Here is a 19119-nt window from a genome sequence, read left to right as displayed (position 1 = left end):
CCGATTGTTGCACGCACGCGGACCGATGCACGCGACTTCTATCAACGATCGTACCGAGCGAGCTACGGGGCCCACACGCGGTCCGCCGCGGCCGCGCCGAAGGCGAGTCCGGCGATCGGGCGCTCGAGGGCGTCGGCGAGCCAGCGCGCGTGTGAGGCGGCCGGGGGCGAGGGACCCGAGGCGGCGAGCGCGGGCCGCTCGTGCAGCTGCGGGCTGCATCGCTGCAACTCGCCGCTGCGCTCGCTCTGGGCCGCACGCCCGGGCGGCGGCGCTGCGAGGCGCTGACACAGGGCGCCGTCTGGCGCGCGGTAGCCGGTACAGACCGCGAGCGGCCCGAGACCTGCGAGGCGATCAAGACATGTAAAAACCAGGGCCTCGATCGCGTCGCCGATCGGGGCGCAGAGATCGATCGCGTGGCGAGCGGCGACGAGGTCGAAGTGGCCGACGCGCATCGGTCCTTGCCACGGGCCCTCCAGGTTGTGTCGCTCTGGCAGACGCGCTGTCAGTTCGGCGGACTCGCTGACAAAGGGTCCCGGGCCGTGGCGGGTCGCGTAGGCGCGGAGCACCCCAAGGCGCAGGGGCGGCGGGGCGCCGGCCTCGGCGAGCAGCAGCTCGGCCTGGCCCGGGCCGGTGCGGGACGGCGTGACGTGGGGCCAGAAGCCGTGCTCCGCGTCGAGCAGCACGCCCTGGGCGCCCTCGAAGATCACCCGCTGTGGCCTGTCCCGAAGGACAGCTCGTAGCGACTCGCCGTCGTCTTGCGCGAGCCCGGCGAGCACCGGCTTGGCCGCGGCGATCCAGGCGTCGACGAGATCGGGGCGCGCGAGCTCGGCGAGCAGTTCGGCGGTGCCGGACCGCGGCTCGAGCTGCTCCGCCTGGTCGAGCTTGATCAGCTGGATCAGGCGCAGCTTGCCGCGCAGCGCCGCCGCGGGGCCGTGCAGCTCGCCGAGGCGCAGCGTCGGCAGGCGCGGGTTGTGGGCGTCGATCCAGGCCGGGCCGACCCCGAGTCCGCAGCTGCCGTGGCGAGCTGTCCCGCGGGACAGCTCCTGCAGGCGGCCGAACAGGCGGTGGAACGGGGTGACCACGGCGCACTCGCGGTCGGCGCTGAGGCGCCCCAACGGGGCGGCGACGCCGATGCGCTCGAGCGCCGCGGCTTCCCTCGCCAGCGCGAGCGGCTCGACGAGCATGAAGCGGCTGAGGTGGGTGCGGACGCCGGGCACGAGGGTGCCGGCGCCGAACTGGGCGAAGCAGTGGACCTGGCCGTCGTCGCGGACGACGTGGTGGGCCGCCTGCGGACCGCCGTTGTGGCGGACGACGAGCTCGAGGCCGAGGCGGCGGACCAGGGCGTCGACGGTGGCGCCCTTGCCCTCGTCACCGTGGCCGAGGCCGGTCACGATGATCGGTCGCTGGCCCCACGGGAGGGGCCGCGACCAGGCGAGGGCGCAGGGGTCGCTCACAGCCGGGTGAGGCGCGAGCGGGGCCTGGCGGCGCCGGTGGGCACATCGCCGTGGACCTGGGCCTGGCCCATGCGGGTCGCGCTGGCGAGGGCGCCGAGGGTCTGGAGGGCCTGGTCGCGGCGCAGGTCGAGCTGCTCGCGGCCCTGCATGTCGGTGAGGAAGGTGTCGAGGTCGGAGCCGCCGCCGACGATCGCCAGCACGCCGAGCATGACGTCGACGATCGCCTTCGGGTCCTCGATCTTGAGGATGTGCGCGGCCGGCAGGACGGTCTGCCACTGGCGCAGGATCACGTCGTCGGCGTAGTTGGCGTAGGGGCCGGTGGCCAGGGCGCGCGGGTCCTCGGGGACGCGCTCGGCCGGGTTGTAGTCGAACTCGAGGATCGTGATCTCGCTGGCCTGACCGGTCTCACCCTTGGCGGCGATCGTGCCCTCGAAGTGTTGCGTCTGGCCGTTGATCTCGACCTCGACGCGGTACTCGGTCGGGCCGGGGGTCTCGTGGAAGCGGTAGTTGTGGAGGAACACGCGGTAGCGGCCGGCCGGCGCGCTGCCGCGGATCCACTGCACGTTCTCAACGGGCTTGGTGGTCTCGCCGCGCACGTTCATGTCGACGTCGAGCCAGCCGGCGCAGGCCGACCGCTTGTGGCCGTAGTAGATGTGCTCGCCCGAGGGGGCGATGACGTGGAGGTCGAGATCGTTGCGGTTGTTCCACACCAGCGAGGCCCGGATGTCGACGCCCTCGTAGCGCCCGCCTGCGGCCTCGACCCGCTGCTTGATCTCGGCGTCGATGTCCCGCTTGCGCTCGGACATCGACTTCTGCGGGAAGATGAGGAAGGTGTGGAACTTCTCCTGCAGCTCGGCGAACACGCGGGCCGAGTCGATGTGGGTCGCGCCCGGGAAGGGCTGGCCGTGGTCCTCGTACACAGGCTGGGCCTCCGGGGCCGCGTGGCCGAGGATGCGCTGGACCTGGGCGAGGTCGACCTGCGGGTAGAAGCCCTCGTCGCCGAGGAAGAAGAAGAAGCCCTTGTCGCCGCGCTCATGGGCCGCGAGCTTGGTGTGGCGCGCGTAGTAGTAGGCCGCGAGCTCGTAGGACTCCTGGCCCGAGCCGCCGCCGCCCTCCTCGAGCCAGATCTTGCTGAGCACGGCGTCGAGGCGGTTGTCGGCCTCGAACTGGCCGACCTGCAGCGGCGCACGATCACCGGAGGTCGCGTCGCCGATCGCCGCGAAGCTGATCCCGGGGCCCGGGACATAGTTTCGCAGCTCGATCTGGCCGATGAACATCGGCAGCTTGGCGTAGATGACCCGCGAGTCGTCGCCGCGCGAGCGGGTGACGTCCATCGCCACGACGATCGGGGTCATGTTCATGCACTCGCGGGTCTTGCCGAAGGGGTTGAGCTCCGGGTGCACGCTGCGCTGCGCCGTCGGCGATGGAGCGCCGACGTAGCCCTGATAGGTGAACACGTCCCTGTTGGTCGAGCGCTCCTCGCGTGCGACCTCGCCGTCGTAATTTCCGCCGCCCATGCTTGCCTCCGTTCGGCCCACGTGGGGCCAGGGCGGCGACGGTAGCGGGGTTTCGCGGCCGGCTCAATGCACGCCCTCGCGCCTTCGCGCGGCTTCGCCCTGCGGATCAGCGATCGTCGACGACGCGCTCGCGCAGCGCCTTGGCGCGGCCGGCGGCGGCGCAATTCTTGAGGATCAGCGATCGTCGACGAGGCCGAGGCGCTCGCGCAGGCGGTGGACGTCGAGCATGCGCGACATGCCCTCGCCGCCGGAGGTCGCACCGGACGCGTAGCACTCGAAGTCGCGGAGCGCGAGGCGATACAGCGAACGAGCGGCCGGCGCGTCGCCGTCGCGACGGGCCCGGTCGGCGAGGGTCTCGGCCTGATCGGCGCGCCACAGCAGCTCGTGGTCGTCCGTGTCCTGGAACGCCGTGAGCTCGGCGAGCGCGGCGTCCCAGCGGCGCGCCGCGGCGTGCTCGGCGACGCGTGCGCGGACGCTGCCAGGCGGCTCGGGGTCGGACTCCTCGCGCTCGATCAGCTCGTCGTAGAGGCTGCGCTGCAGCGAGTTCCAGCGCTCGGCCAGCGCGTACAGGGGGCCTTGCAGCGGCTGGGGTGTGGCCGGGCTCGCGGCCGCGAGCTCGAGGGTGAGGGTCGGCGACTGGTCGGCGTGGCGCGGCAAGAGCTCGCCCGCCTCGGCGCAGGCGAGTACCTGCTCGATCGCCGCGTGCACCGATGTGAACGCGGGATCTCCGAAGCTCGGCAGCAGCTCGCGGGCCCGCTTGGTCAGCGATCGCCGCGACGAGGGCCGCGGCGTCGGCGTGCCGGCCTCGATCGCGGCGCTGCGGCGGGCCTCGTCGAGCGCGTGCAGGAAGTAGCGGCCGGAGGCCAGCAGCGCCTGGCCGACGGCCTGCACGGTCGGGGCCAGCACAACCGAGAGCGCGCCGGCGGTGTCGAGCTCGGCGCTGCGGCGCAGGTGGCCGAGGGCGCGGCGGAGCTGGCCGCGCCGCGCCAGCAGCTCGCCGAGGCGGAGGTGGGCCTCGGCCGCGCGCCAGCAGCGGCGCGAGGTGATCGCGGCCGCGAACGCGATCTCAGCGCGGGCGAAGTCACCTGTCTGAAGGGACAGCCGACCGAGGTTGAAGTGGGCGTCGCCGTACCAGGTCTGGAGGCCGATCGCCGCCGCGAACTCGTCGCGGGCGCCCTTCGGGTCGTCGGCGCCGTCGGCGAGGCCGAGCAGCCAGCCGCGGAGGTTGTGGGGCTCGGCCGCGTGCGGACGGGCCGCGATCGCGGCGTCGACCACCGCGAGCGCCTGGGCGCGCTGACCCGCGACGACCAGCGCCTCGACGAGGTTGTAGAGCGGACGATCTTCCGCGGGCGCGAGCGTGTGGGCCTCGGCGAGCAGGACGATGCCCTGGGCCATCGCGCTCGGCTCGTTGCGGTGGCGGGTGGTCAGCAGCCAGCCGGCGAAGTTCTTGGCGTTCGGGTGCGCCGGATTCAGCGCGACCGCCTGCAGCAGGCTGGCCAGCGCGGCCTCGGGCTGACCTTGCTTCCACAGGCGGTCGCCGGCCTCGTAGGCCGCGGCCGCGCGCTCGGGCTCGTGCATGGGAGATGTCCTCCGGGACAGGTGACGCCATGGCGCCGCGAGGAGCATCGCACGCCCCAGGTCCGACGGCTACGCCCGGAGAGCGCGGCGTCGAATTGTCGGTGGTGCACGAAGGCCGCGAGCAGGCGGAGCGCTGAGCACAGGTGCCATATCGCGTGGCCCTGCAAGAGGTGGTCGTCCGCACCAGGTCCATCGCCGCGAGCAGGCCAAGGCGGCCGCCAGCAGCCCGAGCGAGACGTAGAATGCGCCTCGAGATATACTCCGCGACCCGTGAAGACGACGCTGCGGAGCACCGCGACGGAGCTGCCCCGCCCGCCCGTCGATCTTTCGCCGTGGATCGGCCGGGTGATCGACGACCGCTACCGCATCGTCGAGGTGCTCGGCGAGGGCGGCATGGGGGCGGTGTTTGTCGCGGAGCACCTCAAGCTGCGCAAACAGGTCGCGTTCAAGACGATCCGCGCCGAGTTCGCGGCCAACAGCGAGGCCGAGGCCCGCTTCGCCCGCGAGGCCACGGCGACGGCGCAGATCGACCACCCGCACGTCGCCAGCGCGATCGACTTCGGCCACCTGCCCGAGGGCGGCGCCTACCTCGTCATCCAGCTGGTCCGCGGCGAGAGCCTCGGCAAACGCTTGCAGCGCGGGCCCTTCGCCGCGCCGGAGCTGCTCGAGCTCGGGGCCCAGATCGCCGACGCCCTCGCCGCGGCGCACGCGGCCGGCATCGTCCACCGCGACCTCAAGCCTGACAACGTGCTGCTCGAGCGCCGCGATGATGGCCCCTTGCACGCGCGTGTCCTCGACTTCGGCATCGCCCGGGTGTCCGACGAGTCGGGCGCGGTGGTCGACGCCAACCAGCCGATCACCCGCGCCGGGGCCGTGATCGGCACGCCGGGTTACATGGCGCCCGAGCAGGCGGTCGGCGGCGTAGTCGATCACCGCGTCGATCTCTACGCCCTCGGTGTGATCCTGTGGGAGGCGAGCAGCGGCCGGCGGCTGTGGCAAGCCGAGACCCTCACCGAGCTGTTCATGGCCCAGATCGGCCGCCCGGCGCCGAGCCTGCGCGACGCGGTCGCGGGCCTGGGGGATGACTTCGTCGCGCTCGTCGACCAGCTGCTCGCGCGCAGCCCGGGCGATCGACCGGGCTCCGCTGCCGGCGTGCGCGACACCCTGCGCCGCCTCGTCCGCGAGTCCGCGTCGGCGCCGACGATCCTCCCGTTGCCGCCGCCGCCGCGTCCAGCCCGCGACCATCGGCGCCTGCTCGCCCTCGCGGGCGCCGGGCTCGGGCTCGTGCTGGTCCTCGCGCTGGCCCTCGGCGGCGACGCTGCTCCGGACCCCGAACTCCCGCCGCCGACGCCGACGACGAGCGCCACGCGACCTGCCGCCAGCGCCGGTCTGCCAGCGCGTCAGCAGCTGCTCGCCGAGGTCCCGCCGGCCTACGTCGAGGCCGCGCAGGTGCTGCTGCTCAGCGGCGAGCGCCGCGAGCGGCAGCGGGCCGGCACGGAGATCGCCGACGCGCCCGAGGCCGACAAGCCGGCGATCCCGGAGTACCTGCGCAACCTCGCCTGGATCGAGAAGGTGACGAGCTGCGAGACCCGGCGATCGATCCTGCTGCGCATCGAGGCCGCCGACGACCTGCGGGCCCTGTATGCCCTGCGGATCCTCGCCGAGTCCCCGCGTGACGCCTGCCGGGGCGGCTTCCTCGGCTTCCGCGAGGACTGCTTCGGCTGCATGCGCGAGGACCTGGCGCGCATCACCGCCCGCTTCGAGGCCCGCGCCGGACCCTGAGACAGCGGGGCCCGGCCTGAAATCCCGACCCGTGCTTCGGTCTCACGAGACCCCGCGTCTCCGCTATCCTCGGGGCCCCCGCAGCAGACAGGTGATCGTCATGTCCAACCGCATCCTCCCCGCAGCCGCCCTGTCCCTCGTCATCCTCGCCGCGTGCGGCAAGCCGATGGATCCCTCGGGCAAGGAGGAGAACTTCGTGCACGCCTCGATGGTCGGTGAGCCGGCGCCGACCGGGCCCGACCGTCCGCTGGCGAGTGACCTCGCGGTCGAGCCGGTGTCGATGCTGGTGATGTTCAACCGCCTCAAGACCCCCGAGGCGCTGCAGGACGCGCTCAACAAGAAGCCCGGCCAGTTCAGCCACCTCGACATCGACCACGACAGCAACCCCGACCCGCTGACGGTCGCCGCCCGCGAGACCACGCAGGGCCACGCGTTCGAGATCCGCGCCCGCCCGAACAGCGGCGAGTTCGTGGTCGCGACCATGATCTTCGACCCCGAGTGGAGCTTCCTCGGCTTCTACAACGGCGCCCTCGACGGCGGCGCCTCGACCTTCGCGCGCCCGCTGGCGGCCCTGCCCTTGCCCGGCGCGCCGCCGATCGCGGCGATCGCCCCGGCCGCACCGGCCGTGCCGACGCCCGAGACCGCCGTGCCGGCCGTGCCGACCACTGTCGCCGGACAGACGCCCGCCCCCGCGTCCGCCGGTGGTGTGCAGGCCGTGCCCGCGGGCAGCGGCGCCGCGCCTGGCCTCGCCGCCGCGCCCTGAGTCACCAGCCAGCCGACCAGCCCAGCTACCAGCCCAGCTACCAGCCCAGCTACCAGCCCAGCTACCAGCCCAGTTACCAGCCCAGTTACCAGCCCAGTTACCAGCCCAGTTGGGCCTGCAGCGTCGCGGCCAGCTTGGCGCCCATCGCTGCGTGGGTCGCGACCGTCGGGTGGCCGTCGCAGCCCGAGCCGATCCACTCGACGTTGACGTCAGCGAAGGCCACCGCCGCGTCGCCGGCCGCGTGACGCTGGTCGACCGCGCTCTGCAGATAACCCGCGACCATCTGCGCCTCGGCGCCGAAGAGAGTCGGCGCGATCGCCAGGATGAACGCGTCCGGGTAGACCGAGCGCAGGTGCTCGAGGAAGCCGACGTACGCCGGCACGAACACGGCCTCGGGCGGGTCGTTGCCGGTGCTGAAGTCGTTGGTGCCGAGGTTGATCACCACCGCGTCGGGTTGCCAGGAGAAGTCCCAGGGGGCCGCGTCGCTCGCGAGCAGGCGATCGTAGATCGTGGGCAGCGGTTCGAACACGTCGTCGCCGAAATTGTTGACCACGCCCTTGCCCGACCACGCGACCGTGCTGAGCTCGGCCCCGAGAGCGCGCGCAGCCACGGCCCCGTAGGTGAGGTAGTGGTTCTCGGTCTCGGCGCTGAAGTTGCACGGTGACACGCCCTCGTCGCCGTAGCCGCAGGTGATCGAGTCGCCGATGATCTCGATGCGGCGCTGCACCGGCGGCGGCGCCAGCAGCTCGCCCTCGAGGTCGACGCCGAGCAGCACCGTCGGGCCGAAGGAGCCCTCGGTGCGGCGGTACAGCTCGATCGTGTGCTCGCCCGCCGGCAGGCCCTGGGCCAGCGGATAGCTCTGTTCGCCGGGTGAGGTCGCCAGCGTCGCCTGGACCGCGCCGTCGACGACCACGGTGAAGTAGCGGCCCTTGTCGTCGAGGCGCACGCTGGCGCCGGTGCCGTTGAAGCGGAACACCGCGCCGACGCCGGACCAGCCCATGCGCACGTGCCCCGGATCGCTGGCGTCGTGGCGGCCGACGTAGTGGATCGCCGGGGGTTCGGGCGGCGGATCTTCGCCCCCGGTGGTGCTGCCGCTGCTCTCCCCGACGCCCACCGTGGTGTCGCCGCTGCTCTCACCGCCGCTGGTGGTCGGCGTCGCCGTGGCGACGCCGCTCGCATCGGACACACCGCCACTGCTCCCCGCGGATGTGCCGGTCGTCGTCGAGCCGCCGCCTGTCTCGCTCGTGCCCTCGCCCGTCGACGGCGCGCCCTCCCCCGTGCCGTGGAAGCACGACAATGTACAGACAAGGATGAGTGCGCGACGCATGCCGCACTCTACCGGGCCAGGCGACCGCGGACCAGGTTCAGGCGACGTTCAGACCGAGGGCGCGGCGGGCCGCGAAGTAGTCCTCGCTGACGCTGTAGACCACGAGCTCACGCAGGGCGTCCTTGGGCGAGAGGAAGGAGCCGAGCACGCGCTGCTCCTGCGAGATGGCGTGGGCGGCGGTGGCGAGGTCGTTGCAGAGGATGAAGCCGACGCGGTAGCCGGCGAGCTCGGCGGCGCGGGCCCAGCCCTTGACGTCGACGGCCTCGGCCTGGACGAGGCGGCGCAGGATGCCGGCGATCTGCTCGGTGATCTGCGGCGTGAGGTGCTGGCGCAGCTCGCGGGCGCAGGCGGCCACCCCGGGCGATGGCTCGAGCGGCTTGGTGCCCGACACCAGCATGCAGGCGTAGATGACGTCCTTGAGGTTCTCCGGCGAGCGGTCGATCACCATGAAGCCGTAGTGCGGCGGGTAGAGGTCGAGGGCGTGGCGACCGACGTTGAAGACGAGGTTGTTCTCGGTCTTCTCGCGGATCGAGTTGGCGAGGGCGATGAGGGTCGGGCGCACCCGGCCCTCGCGTTGCACATTGAGCACGTTGAGGTCGCCGGGCTCGTCGGGGCGGAAGTAGAGGTCGGGCTGGCCGAGGCCGAGCACGCCGACGACGTAGAGCAGCATCTGGCCGACCAGCGAGGGGTCGTCGTCGGGGTCGACGCGGTCGTTCGGGCGCAGCGGGTACGGCAGCTGCTTGACGCGCCAGGCCGACAGCACCGGCGCGACCAGGCCGATGAGGGCGCTGATGTTGGGGTCCTCGTCGGGATGGAACACGTGCTTGCGCAGGACGTCCTCGGACAGGCGCTGCTTGATCTTGCGGAACTCGGGCTGCGGGTAGCGGCTGTAGAGCGCGGTCTCCTGCTGGTTGGCCTGCTTGAGGAAGACCAGGCTGCGGGCGACGCAGAACGCCTTGTCGAGCTCGCGGCGCGCCAGGTAGATGTCGAAGAGGCGGTGGTAGCTGGCGTAGCGCGAGGGCTCGAGGCGCAGCAGCGTGAAGTGGGTGCCGATGAGGTTCTCGGTGAACTCGCGCGGGTCGTTGCGGGCCAGCATCTCGTAGAGCTCGGCGAGCAGGAGGTGGCGGTCCATGTTGCCGGGGTCGGCGGTGGCGGCGACCTCGTAGGCCTTGGCGGCGGCGCGGAAGTCGTTGAGGCGCGAGCGGTAGATCTCGGCCAGGTTGGTCCACAGCATCATGCGCAGCGCCGGCTCGGCGTCGGCCGGGAGGCGGTTGATCATCTTGCGGTAGGCCCGCTCGAGCGCCTTCCAGTCCTTGCGCTGGGTCATGATCGTGTCGATCGCCTGGAAGGCCTTGAGCACGCTGGGGTCGTCGGCCAGCACGCGATCGAAGCGCTCGAGCGCGGTGTCGACGGCGCCGAGCTCGTCGCGCAGCAGCACCGCGGCGGTGTAGTGATAACGGGCGCGGCGGGTCGGGTCGATCTCCACCTCGACGACCTGGTCGACGATGTTGACCGCCTCGCGCCACTGCTTGCGCTCGGTGTAGAGGTCGAGCAGGCGGTGCAGCACGGCGGGCTCGCGGGGGCGCAGCTCGAGCGCCCGCTGGTAGGCGATGACGGCCTTCTGCGGGTCGCGCAGGCGCTCGCGGAACAGCTTGCCGCTCTCGACGAAGAGGTCGAACTTGACGTCGTCGCTGGTCGCGGCGTTGATCATCGCCTTGCGAGTGTTGAGCGCGCCCTGGTAGTCGCCCTCGCTCATCTGGCCGTCGAGGGTGGCCTGCAGCGCGGGCCAGTTGCCGGGGTCGAGCTCGAGCGCGCGGCGCAGGAAGGGGGCGGCCTGCGGCGCCTGGTTCTGCCGCTTCTTGATCTCGGCGAGGCGGAAGTTGATGATCGAGGCGACCTTGTCGGTGCGCTCCTTGGCGCTGATGCCGAGCAGGTTCTGGTAGGCGGAGAGGGCCTCGGGCCACTTCTCGGCCTCGAAGAGCAGGTCGGCCTGGCCGAGCAGCGCGGTCCAGTTGCCGGGATCCAGCTCGAGGGCGCGGCGAAACAGCTTGAGCGCGCGCGGGCCCTGGCCGAGCAGGCGCTCGACGCGGGCGGCCCGCAGGCACAGCTCGACGTGGGCCTTCACCGAGATCGGGGCGCCGACGGCCTTGCGCACCAGCATCTCGAAGATCGGCGCGGCGGCGACGTAGTTGCCGGCGTCGTAGTAGACCTTGGAGAGCACGGTGCCGACGCGCACGTTCTCCGGGTCGAGCTCCATCACCCGGGCGAACACCTCGGTGGCCTTGTCGACCTCGCCGGTCTGGCGGTAGTAGATGAACCCGGCCTCGCTGCCGAACTCGATGCGCTCGTAGTGGCTGGCGCCGCTGACGAGCAGCGCCTCGAGGGTCTGGGCCAGGCGGGCGTGGTCCTTGCGGCCGCGGTAGATCTCGGCGAGCAGCACCAGCGCAGGCGCGTGCCCGGGCTGCAGCGCGAGCGCGCTGTGGAGGTAGACCTCGGCGCGCTCGGACACGCCGAGGCGCTGGTGGAGCAGCTGGGCCGCGCGGGTGAGGGCGTCGCAGCGGGCGACCGGGTCGTGCGACAGCGAGAGGAAGTGGTCGAGCGTGGTCGCGGCCGGCTCCCAGGCGCTCGCGCGCTCGTAGAGGCGGGCCAGCGCGAGCACGGCGTCGGGGACGTTCGGCTCGAGCTCGATCATCTCGCGGTAGGCGGCGATCGCGTTGCGGATGTCGGCGAGCGACTTGTCGTAGACATAGCCCATGGCGTTGAGCAGGCCGATCTTGAGGTTGCGATCGGCGGTGCTGTCGGCGTGCTCGCGGTAGACGTGGACGAGGTCGGTCCAGCGCTCGCCGGCGAGGTGGGCCTCGGCGAGCTGGTAGTAGGCGTAGTCGCGGCCCTGGGCGATCCACGCGCGCCAGGCCTCGGCCTCGGCGCTGGCCTGGCCGCCGGCGAGGGTGACGAGGGCGCGGCTCATCTTCTCGTAGATGCCGAGCTGCTCGCGCGGGTCCTGGGTGGCGGCCAGCATCGCCTGCAGCGACTCCAGCGAGTAGAACATCGCGCTGTCGGTGGTCGGCTGCACGCGCGAGTTGTCGCTGGCCCCTGCGCCGCGCTGGCCGTCCTCGCCGACCTCGGCGAGCGCCCGCTCGAGGCTGGCCATGTCGGCGAAGCGGTGCTCGCGGCGCTTGGCCATCGCCTTCAGGACCAGCGCCTCGACGACCGCGGGGATGCCGGCCTCGGGGGCGACGCTGCCGGGCGCGGCGGCGGTGGCGAACTTGTGCTGCATCGCCACCTGGGTCGGGCGGCCGAAGAAGGGCACGCGACCGGTGAGCAGCGTGTACATGAGCACGCCGACCGAGTAGACGTCGGTGCGCGCGTCGACCTGCTCGCCGAGCGCCTGCTCGGGGGCGATGAAGTGGACGGCGTCGCCGAGGACGACGGTGCCGGGCTCGCGGTCGGCGGTCACGTCCTCGACGCGCATGAGCCCGAAGTCGACGATCTTCACGGTGTCGTCGGACAGCACGATCACGTTGCTCGGCTTGATGACGCGGTGCAGCACGCCGGCCTCGTGGGCCGCGCGCAGGCCGGCGACCAGCTGCTGGGCGAGGCGGCGGACGCGGGGCCACGGCAGGCGACCGGTGCGGCGCAGGATGACGCCGAGGTCCTCGCCGAGGACGTGCTCGCCGACGATGTAGGGCTCGCCGTCGGGGCTGATGTCGGCGTCGAGGACCTGGGCGACGTTGTCGTGCACGACCGCGGCGGCGGCCCGGGCCTCGCGCAGCAGCGCCTCGACCTGGCTGCGGTCGGCGGCCAGCTCGGGGTAGACGATCTTCACCGTCACCAGCGCTGGCGGGTCGATGAGCTCGGCCTCGTAGCGGTCGGCGACGTCGCCACGGCCGAGGTACTTGAGCAGCTTGAACTCGCCGGCGAAGGTGGTGTCGACCCGGCTCTTGGGGCTGCGATCAGCGTGCGTGTCCGTCATGGGCAGCGTCAACCATACCCGATCGCCTGCACACCCACGCAGCAGCCGCGGCGAGCCCGATCGCGCGCAAGCGCCCTTGCTTGTACACGGGCTCGCCGCGCCGACCCCTCGTTCGCCGGGCGAGCGAGCGCCATGCCGCCCGTTCGCTGCTCGTCGGGCGCCGGGCGCCGCGGACCTGAAACTGTGGCATCGAGACCACGGGTCTGACTGGGCGTCGATCCTCGGCGCGTGGCTGCCAGCGCTGCCCGCCTGTCCGAGAGGTCAGCTTGCGATCGCGGCGGAGCGCCGCGCCGCAGCAACCCGCGCCTCGCGGCGCTGGCCAGTCCGGCCGCGTCCGCGGCGCGTCCCCTCGCCCACCGGAGACCCACCATGCCACACCTGCTCGCCCGCCTCCTCCTCACCGCCATCGCCTGCACCACCACCCTCGCCTGCGAGGAGGAGGGCCCGGGCACCAGCGCGGGCGCCACCGAGTCGAGCGGCGGCACGGAGGACACCGGCGACGACACCGAGGCGACATCGCAGCCGGGGACGGCGAGCGTCGCCAGCACCCTCGCGCCGCCGGCTGGCGACGATGAAGGCGACGATTCGAGCACCGACAGCACCGGCAGCACCAGCGACACCGGCGGCCCGACCACGATCGGACCGCCGAAGGACGCGCCGATCGGCGACGTGTCGTGAGCGGGGCGGGCCAGCGCTCGCCGTGGCCGAGGGGTCTCGCGCCGCGCCGCGGCTCAGCTGTCCTCGGGGACAGCTGACTCGCCGGCCATGAAGTGCTCGATGCGGGCGCGCAGCTCGTCGGGCATGGCGACGGCGCGGCGGAAGCTGGGCGAGGCGGGGTCGAGGTCCATCACGACGCAGGTGCTGGCGCCGGTGAGGCGCAGGACGCCGTCGACGCCGCGGACCACATACTCGAGGCCGATCGAGCTGCGGCCGAGCCGGGCCACCCGCAGCTCGACGGCGATCGCCTCGCCGAGGGCGCAGGGCGCGTTGAAGTCGGCCTCGGTGTGCACCGCCGGGAAGCCGAGCTTGCGGCCGAGGATCAGCTGCGCGTAGGACAGCCCGAGGCCGGCCGAGAACCAGGTCTCCATCGCCTCGTGGAACAGATGAAAGAAGCGAGGGAAGTACACGATACCGGCGGGATCACAGTCGCCGAAGCGGACATCGACTCGGTGGATGTGGACGCCGCGCATGCGTGGAGGCGCGAGTGTATGCTGCCGCCATGTCTCACGTCGACTACCACGCCGAGGCCGGCGTCGCGCAGCTCACGCTGAACGTGCCGCCCGCCAACTGCTACTCCTACGAGCTGATGCAGGCGCTCGACACGGCGATCCTGCGGGCCCGCTTCGACCCGGCGGTGCACGTGCTGCTGCTGACCGGCGCCGGCGAGAAATTCTTCTGCGCGGGCGCTGACATCGCGATGCTGCAAGGCGCCGATCCGGAGTTCAAGTACAACTTCTGTCTCCACGCCAACGAGACGATCAGCCGCCTCGAGCAGACGCCCAAGCTGGTGATCGCGGCGCTCAATGGTCACTGCGTCGGCGGCGGCCTCGAGATCGCCCTGGCCGCGGACCTCCGGGTCGCCCGCCGCGGCGCGGGCAAGTGCGGGCTGCCGGAGGTGAAGCTCGGGGTGCTGCCCGGCACCGGCGGCACGCAACGACTGGTGCGAGTGCTCGGCAAGGCCCGCGCGATCGAGCTGATGGCGACCGGCGAGACCTTCGACTTCGACCGCGCGCTCGCGCTGGGCCTCGTGAACCAGGTGTGGGACGCGGACAGCGGCGCGGCCTTCCTCGCCCGCGCCCGCGAGTACGCGGCGCAGTTCGTGCCGCCGCGGACGGCGAGTCGCGCGGTCGGACTGATCAAGCGCGCGTGCCAGACCGGCGCCGACCTCAGCCTGCAGGACGGCCTGGCCCTCGAGCGCGAGCTGCAGCAGCGACTGTTCACCGGCGACGATGCGAAGGAGGGCATCGCGGCCTACGTCGAGCGGCGCCCGCCGAGCTTCACCGGGCGCTGAGGGCGTGCCGGGGCGGGTGCCGGGGTCCTGGGGTCCGTGGTAGCCTGGGCGGCATGAGCGGCCACCCCTTCACGGCGCCCGGACCCTTCCGTGCCGACCAGATCCGGGACGGCGACCCCTACGAGCTCAGCGACGGGCACGCGATCCACTGCATGACCGCCGGTGAACGGCACGCGCGGGCCAACCTCGAGGGCGGGCGCGTGCTGGCCACCGACCCGGCGGTCGCCGGGGCCGCGGGGGTCGACGCGGGCTTCAGCTTCAACGGCGACCGCAACCTGCGCGCGCCAGACATCTCGGTCGGCGTCGGCACCACGCCGGGCTGGATGCGCGAGGCCCCGCCGCTCGCGGTCGAGTACGCGGACACCGGCCAGGACGAGGGCGAGCTGCAGCGCAAGATCGCCGAGATGCTGGCCGCGGGCACGCGCCTGTTCTGGGTCGTGCGCCTGACCGGGCGGGTGCGCGTCGAGGTTCACGCGCCGGGCGAGTTGGTCCGTGTGGTCGAGCTCGAGGGCGTGCTCACGGCGCCGGGCATCCTCAAGAATCCGGTGCCGGTGCGCGCGCTGGTCGACGCCCGGGCGGCCGACGCCGCCACGCTGCGCAACCTGCTGAACACGCACGGCTACGAGAGCCTCGACGAGGTCCGCGCCGAGGGCGAGTTCGCGGGCCAGCTCAAGGGCCAGATCGTCGCGCTGCTCGGGGTGCTGCAGGCCCGCGGTCTGACGCTCAGCCCGTTGCTGCGGACGCGGATCGCGGACTGCCGCGAGCCGGCCCGGCTGCAGCGCTGGCTGGTGCAGGCGGTCACGGCCGGCAGCGCCGAGGCTGCGCTCGACTGAGGCTTCAGGCGCCGAAGGGATCGTCGAGGCTGACCGAGCGCGGGCCGAACACCTCGGCCGCGCCAGTCGCGGTGACGGCGACGATGTCCTCGATGCGCACGCCGAACTTGCCCGGGACGTAGATGCCGGGCTCGCTCGACATGGTCATGCCGGGGACGAGCAGCACCTGGCTGTCGCGCACGAGATAGGGGTCCTCGTGGGTCTCGAGGCCGATGCCGTGGCCAAGGCGGTGGGTGAAGAAGCGGTCGTCGGGGCCGAAGCCGGCGGCGGTGATGACGGCGCGCGCGGCCGCGTCGGCGACCCCGCAGGGCTGGCCCGGGCGCAGCTCGGCGATGCCCGCCGTCTGGGCCCGCAGCACCGCCTGCCAGGCGTGCCGGGCCTCGGGTGAGACCTGTCCGAAGGGCCAGGTGCGGGTGACATCGGAGTGATAGCCGTGGAGCGCGGCCCCGCAGTCGACGAGCACGAGCTCGCCGCGGGCGAGGCGACGGGCCCCGCGGGTGCCGTGCGGGAAGGCGGCGTTGCTGCCGAACAGCACCAGGGCCCACGGCTGCTCGAGGCCGGCGGCGAGCTGCGCCGCGAGGACCAGCTCGGTCAGTTCGGCCTCGAGCATGTCGGCGCGCACGAGCGCCGCGACCTGGCGCAGGGCGGCCTTGGTGGCCTCGTTGGCGCGGCGCAGGAGGGCGAGCTCGGCGGGGCTCTTGACGCTGCGACAGGCGCGGACGATCGGGCCGCCGTCGACCAGGGTGGCCCCGGGGACGTCGCGGCGCAGGCCCTCGAGTATGAACATCCGCGTGGTCGGCTCGAGCGCGAGGCTCGGCGCAGGGCCGGCCTCGGCGAGCAGCTCGGCGACGCGGGTGTAGGGGCTCGCGTGCTCGGCCCACAGGACCAGGCGCAGCTCGCCGCTGCGTTCGCGCAGGGTGTGGGCCTCGAACGACGGGCCGACCAGCGCGGGCGGGCCGGCGGCGGGGAGGACCAGCAGCAGCGGGCGCTCGCTGCGGTGCCAGGGCACGCCCGTGAAGTACTCGAGGGTGGCGCCGGCCTCGGCGACGAGGGCGTGCTGGCCGGCCGCGCGCAGGGCGTCCTGGGCCCGGGCGCACCGCTGGCCGCGCTCGGCGTCGGTGATCGCGGGGACGCCGTCGCAGAAGCCGGCGAGGCCCGCGAAGTCCGGCGCCTGTCCCGAGGTACCGGTCTGTTTGGACATGTCCCTCGGGACACGGCAGGCGAGCCCCCCAACGCTGGCACCGCTGGCGGCGCCCGCGAGGCCGGCCAGGGCGGCGCGGCGGCTCAGGCCTTGCCCGGGTGCTCGTTGTGCCACGTCGTGATCGACTCCTGCGTGAGCTCGACCGTGAGGTCGGCGTCGGCGACCTCGACCTGGCAGCCGAGGCGGCTGTAGGCGCGGACGTCGAAGCCCATGTCGAGGCGGTCGCTCTCGGCGTCGCTCATCTCGGGGAGGGTCTCCAGGCCCTTGCGGATCCAGCAGTGGCACGACGAGCAGGCGCACACGCCTCCGCAGGCCGAGCCCATCTTGACGTGGTGCTCCTCGGCGAGCTCGAGCAGGGTCACGCCGGGGGCGGCGTCGACGATCTGGGTCCCGTCGGGCCCGATGAAGGTGATCTTCGGCATCTTTAGGCTCCGTCGGCTGCAGGCGGGACGAGGGCGGGCCCGTGGCCGCCGCGGCGGACGTCGAGGTCGTCGGCGGCGAGGGCCGCCTCGATCTCGGCGAGGCTCTTGCCGGCCATGCCAGCGCTCAGGGCCCGCTGCATGCGGCGCGCGGCGAAGGGCTCGCTGGTGTGCTCCAAGCGGACGCGGGCGCGGCTGAGGGCGTCGGCGTCGCTGTCGCTGTCGGCCATGGCGTCGTCGGCCTCGCGCAGCGCCGCCTCGATCGCCATGCGGTCGTCCGGGGGCAGCAGGGCCTCGATGTGGCCGACCTCGGCGAGCGGGCCGCGGACGGCGAGGATGACCCGGCCGAGCTCGACGCGGGCCTCGGCGACGCTGCGGGCGCTGTAGTCGTCGCCGGCGTGGTCGAAGCTCTCGAGGACGAGGCGGTCGACCTCCTCGACGGACAGGCCGTGGGTGGGCTTGACCTCGACCGACTGCTTGACGCCGGTCATGAGCTCGCGGGCGGTGACGGTGAGGAGGGCGTCGGCGTCGAGCTGGAAGGTGACCTCGACGCGGGCCATCGAGGGCGGGAGGCGGGGGATGCCGCGCAGCTCGAAGCGGGCGAGGCTGCGGTTGTCGCGGGCCAGCTCGCGCTCGCCCTGCAGCACGTGGATGACCATGCCGGTCTGCTGCTCGGAGTAGTTGGTGAACACCTGGCGGGCGGAGATCGGGATGGTGGCGTTGCGCGGGATGATCTTCTCGACGATGCCGCCCATCGTCTCGAGGCCGAGGCTGAGCGGGACGACGTCGAGCAGGGTCACCCCGGGGCGCTCGCTGCCCGAGAGGATGTCGGCCTGGATCGCGGCGCCGTGGGCGACGACCTCGTCGGGGTCGATGTCGCTGAGCGGGGCGCGGCCGAACGCCTGCTCGACCATCTGGCGGATCCGCGGCACGCGGGTCGAGCCGCCGACCAGGACCACGCCGCTGAGCTCAGCCACGGCCACGCCAGCCTCCTTGAGCGCCTGACGGCAGGCGCGGATGGTCCGCTGGGCGAGCGGCTCGATCACGGCCTCGAACTCGCGGCGGGTGATGCTGACGTCGTGCAGGCCGATCGTGGGGACCGACACGCGGTCCTCCTCGACGCTACTGAGGCGCTCCTTGAGCGCGCGGGCGGCCAGGCGGGCGGCGTCGTGCTGGGCCGGGGTCGGGGTGGAGACGGCGGCGCGGGCGAGCAGCACGGCCGCGAGGGCGCGGTCGAAGTCGTCGCCGCCGAGGGCGCTGTCGCCTCCGGTTGCGAGCACCTGGAACACGCCGCTGTGCAGGTGCAGCACGCTGATGTCGAAGGTGCCGCCGCCGAGGTCGTAGATGGCGAACAGGCCGCGCTCGTTGCGGTCGAGGCCGTACGCGAGGGCGGCGGCGGTGGGCTCGGCGAGCAGGCGGTAGACCTTGAGGCCGGCGATGCGGCCGGCGTCGCGGGTGGCCTGGCGCTGGGCGTCGTCGAAGTAGGCGGGGACGGTGATGACGGCGCCGTCGACGGGGCCGCCGAGCTCGGCCTCGGCGCGGAGCTTGAGCACCCGCAAGATCTCCGCGGAGACCTCGACGGGGGAGACCTCGCGACCGTCGCCGACGGCGACGCGCAGGACCCCGGTGGCGTCGCCGAGCTGGTAGGGGTGCGGGAATTGGACCTCGGCGAGGCCGCGGCCCATGAAGCGCTTGACCGAGCTGATGACGCGATCGGGTCGCTCGTGCTGGCGCGCCGCGGCGGGGTCGCCGACCTGCGGGCGCTCGTCGATGTAGCTGACGATCGAGGGCAGCAGGCCGCGCCCCTCGGCGTCGCGGAGGACCCGCGGGGCGGCGCCGTGCGGGGCGATCGCCACCAGGCTGTGGGTGGTGCCGAGGTCGATGCCGATCCCGCGGCCTGGGGCGCGCTGGCTGGCTTGCGGGGCGGTGGGCTCGGCGATCTGGAACAGGGCGTCGGCGCCCTCGATGCTGGTCTTGCTCATCGGGCCTCGGCGGCGTCGACCTCGTCAAGGAAGCGCTGGTAGTAGCGACGGGCGACCAGCTCGCGGGCGGCGGTGGCCATGTCGTTGCGGGCGATCGCGGCGACGGCCTCGTCGAAGGCCTGGTCGGCACGGGCCTCGATCTCGTCGCGGACCTCAGCGCTGCCCTCCTCCGAGAGGCGCTCGCGCAGCTCGATCATCTGGATCAGGAAGGTCTGGCTCGGGGTCGGCGGTGCGAGCTGGGGGTCGTTGCTGTCGAGGTCGATGCCGCCGAGGTGACCA

The 19119-nt window shown here is 73.0% G+C and carries 15 protein-coding genes; 5 read left to right on the top strand and 10 right to left on the bottom strand.

Translation table 11 applies throughout. From position 1 onward, the window contains the following. Positions 1 to 62: 62 nt before the first annotated feature. The 3 genes from IPJ59_RS21015 to IPJ59_RS21005 all read right to left on the bottom strand — a co-directional run bounded on the left by IPJ59_RS21015 (position 63) and on the right by IPJ59_RS21005 (position 4549). A complete protein-coding gene (locus IPJ59_RS21015; protein ID WP_293251021.1) occupies positions 63 to 1454 on the bottom strand; it encodes an adenylosuccinate synthetase in 1392 nt (463 codons plus the stop codon). Continuing rightward, positions 1451 to 2971 carry a YfaP family protein gene (locus IPJ59_RS21010; RefSeq protein ID WP_293273046.1) on the bottom strand — a complete coding sequence of 507 codons (1521 nt, stop codon included), beginning with the start codon at positions 2969 to 2971 and terminating at the stop codon, positions 1451 to 1453. Before IPJ59_RS21010 ends, IPJ59_RS21015 begins: the two co-directional genes overlap by 4 nt. A gap of 174 nt (positions 2972 to 3145) precedes the next feature. After that, positions 3146 to 4549, bottom strand: a complete 1404-nt coding sequence (locus IPJ59_RS21005) for a CHAT domain-containing protein (protein ID WP_293273045.1) — start codon at positions 4547 to 4549, stop codon at positions 3146 to 3148. Positions 4550 to 4819: 270 nt separating this feature from the next. Between IPJ59_RS21005 and IPJ59_RS21000 the strand changes: the two genes are divergently transcribed. Continuing rightward, on the top strand, positions 4820 to 6331 hold the full coding sequence (locus IPJ59_RS21000; RefSeq protein WP_293251012.1) for a serine/threonine-protein kinase: 1512 nt from the start codon (positions 4820 to 4822) through the stop codon (positions 6329 to 6331). Positions 6332 to 6431: 100 nt separating this feature from the next. Next, positions 6432 to 7094, top strand: coding sequence for a hypothetical protein (locus tag IPJ59_RS20995; RefSeq protein ID WP_293251009.1), 663 nt, complete (start codon positions 6432 to 6434; stop codon positions 7092 to 7094). Positions 7095 to 7191: 97 nt separating this feature from the next. Here IPJ59_RS20995 and IPJ59_RS20990 read toward each other — a convergent pair whose 3' ends face one another. Together IPJ59_RS20990 and IPJ59_RS20985 are read right to left on the bottom strand one after the other, a co-directional pair. After that, complete coding sequence (locus IPJ59_RS20990) at positions 7192 to 8421, bottom strand: SGNH/GDSL hydrolase family protein (RefSeq protein WP_293251006.1); 1230 nt, start codon at positions 8419 to 8421, stop codon at positions 7192 to 7194. Positions 8422 to 8458: 37 nt separating this feature from the next. Beyond that, a complete protein-coding gene (locus tag IPJ59_RS20985; protein ID WP_293273044.1) occupies positions 8459 to 12394 on the bottom strand; it encodes a serine/threonine-protein kinase in 3936 nt (1311 codons plus the stop codon). 369 nt (positions 12395 to 12763) lie between these two features. On the opposite strand from IPJ59_RS20985, the gene IPJ59_RS20980 reads away from it, so the two are divergent. Next, entirely contained in the window at positions 12764 to 13072 is a 309-nt protein-coding gene (locus IPJ59_RS20980) for a hypothetical protein (protein ID WP_293250999.1), read from the top strand. A gap of 53 nt (positions 13073 to 13125) precedes the next feature. Here the strand turns inward: IPJ59_RS20980 and IPJ59_RS20975 are convergent, their stop codons facing one another. Further along, the gene (locus IPJ59_RS20975) at positions 13126 to 13584 is read right to left on the bottom strand and encodes an acyl-CoA thioesterase (RefSeq protein ID WP_293273043.1); all 459 of its coding nucleotides are present in this window, start codon (positions 13582 to 13584) and stop codon (positions 13126 to 13128) included. Between the two features lie 29 nt (positions 13585 to 13613). On the opposite strand from IPJ59_RS20975, the gene IPJ59_RS20970 reads away from it, so the two are divergent. After that, the gene (locus tag IPJ59_RS20970; protein ID WP_293250993.1) at positions 13614 to 14405 is read left to right on the top strand and encodes an enoyl-CoA hydratase/isomerase family protein; all 792 of its coding nucleotides are present in this window, start codon (positions 13614 to 13616) and stop codon (positions 14403 to 14405) included. A 53-nt stretch (positions 14406 to 14458) separates the two neighbouring features. Then, positions 14459 to 15238, top strand: coding sequence for a Uma2 family endonuclease (locus tag IPJ59_RS20965; RefSeq protein ID WP_293250990.1), 780 nt, complete (start codon positions 14459 to 14461; stop codon positions 15236 to 15238). A 4-nt stretch (positions 15239 to 15242) separates the two neighbouring features. Here IPJ59_RS20965 and IPJ59_RS20960 read toward each other — a convergent pair whose 3' ends face one another. The 4 genes from IPJ59_RS20960 to IPJ59_RS20945 form a co-directional block, all read right to left on the bottom strand. Next, positions 15243 to 16439 carry a M24 family metallopeptidase gene (locus tag IPJ59_RS20960; protein WP_293250987.1) on the bottom strand — a complete coding sequence of 399 codons (1197 nt, stop codon included), beginning with the start codon at positions 16437 to 16439 and terminating at the stop codon, positions 15243 to 15245. 83 nt (positions 16440 to 16522) lie between these two features. Then, positions 16523 to 16861 carry a 2Fe-2S iron-sulfur cluster-binding family protein gene (locus IPJ59_RS20955; RefSeq protein ID WP_293250984.1) on the bottom strand — a complete coding sequence of 113 codons (339 nt, stop codon included), beginning with the start codon at positions 16859 to 16861 and terminating at the stop codon, positions 16523 to 16525. A gap of 2 nt (positions 16862 to 16863) precedes the next feature. Then, positions 16864 to 18840, bottom strand: a complete 1977-nt coding sequence (gene hscA / locus IPJ59_RS20950) for a Fe-S protein assembly chaperone HscA (protein ID WP_293273042.1) — start codon at positions 18838 to 18840, stop codon at positions 16864 to 16866. Then, positions 18837 to 19119: iron-sulfur cluster co-chaperone HscB C-terminal domain-containing protein (locus tag IPJ59_RS20945; RefSeq protein WP_293273041.1), on the bottom strand; the 283-nt coding region annotated here is incomplete at its 5' end. The genes IPJ59_RS20945 and hscA, both read right to left, overlap by 4 nt.

Source organism: Nannocystis sp., from assembly GCF_016714285.1.
GTDB lineage: Bacteria > Myxococcota_A > Polyangia > Nannocystales > Nannocystaceae > Nannocystis.
The sequence above is the reverse complement of the archived record's forward strand: the minus strand, read 5'-3'. Positions and strand labels throughout refer to the sequence as shown.

What these genes read in the sequence shown, in the direction of transcription:
- IPJ59_RS21010 (WP_293273046.1), bottom strand. Translation starts at nt 2,971, where the DNA reads ATGGGCGGCGGAAATTACGACGGCGAGGTCGCACGCGAGGAGCGCTCG.
- IPJ59_RS21005 (WP_293273045.1), bottom strand. Translation starts at nt 4,549, where the DNA reads ATGCACGAGCCCGAGCGCGCGGCCGCGGCCTACGAGGCCGGCGACCGC.
- IPJ59_RS20995 (WP_293251009.1), top strand. Translation starts at nt 6,432, where the DNA reads ATGTCCAACCGCATCCTCCCCGCAGCCGCCCTGTCCCTCGTCATCCTC.
- IPJ59_RS20990 (WP_293251006.1), bottom strand. Translation starts at nt 8,421, where the DNA reads ATGCGTCGCGCACTCATCCTTGTCTGTACATTGTCGTGCTTCCACGGC.
- IPJ59_RS20985 (WP_293273044.1), bottom strand. Translation starts at nt 12,394, where the DNA reads ATGACGGACACGCACGCTGATCGCAGCCCCAAGAGCCGGGTCGACACC.
- IPJ59_RS20980 (WP_293250999.1), top strand. Translation starts at nt 12,764, where the DNA reads ATGCCACACCTGCTCGCCCGCCTCCTCCTCACCGCCATCGCCTGCACC.
- IPJ59_RS20975 (WP_293273043.1), bottom strand. Translation starts at nt 13,584, where the DNA reads ATGCGCGGCGTCCACATCCACCGAGTCGATGTCCGCTTCGGCGACTGT.
- IPJ59_RS20970 (WP_293250993.1), top strand. Translation starts at nt 13,614, where the DNA reads ATGTCTCACGTCGACTACCACGCCGAGGCCGGCGTCGCGCAGCTCACG.
- IPJ59_RS20965 (WP_293250990.1), top strand. Translation starts at nt 14,459, where the DNA reads ATGAGCGGCCACCCCTTCACGGCGCCCGGACCCTTCCGTGCCGACCAG.
- IPJ59_RS20960 (WP_293250987.1), bottom strand. Translation starts at nt 16,439, where the DNA reads ATGTCCAAACAGACCGGTACCTCGGGACAGGCGCCGGACTTCGCGGGC.
- IPJ59_RS20955 (WP_293250984.1), bottom strand. Translation starts at nt 16,861, where the DNA reads ATGCCGAAGATCACCTTCATCGGGCCCGACGGGACCCAGATCGTCGAC.
- hscA (WP_293273042.1), bottom strand. Translation starts at nt 18,840, where the DNA reads ATGAGCAAGACCAGCATCGAGGGCGCCGACGCCCTGTTCCAGATCGCC.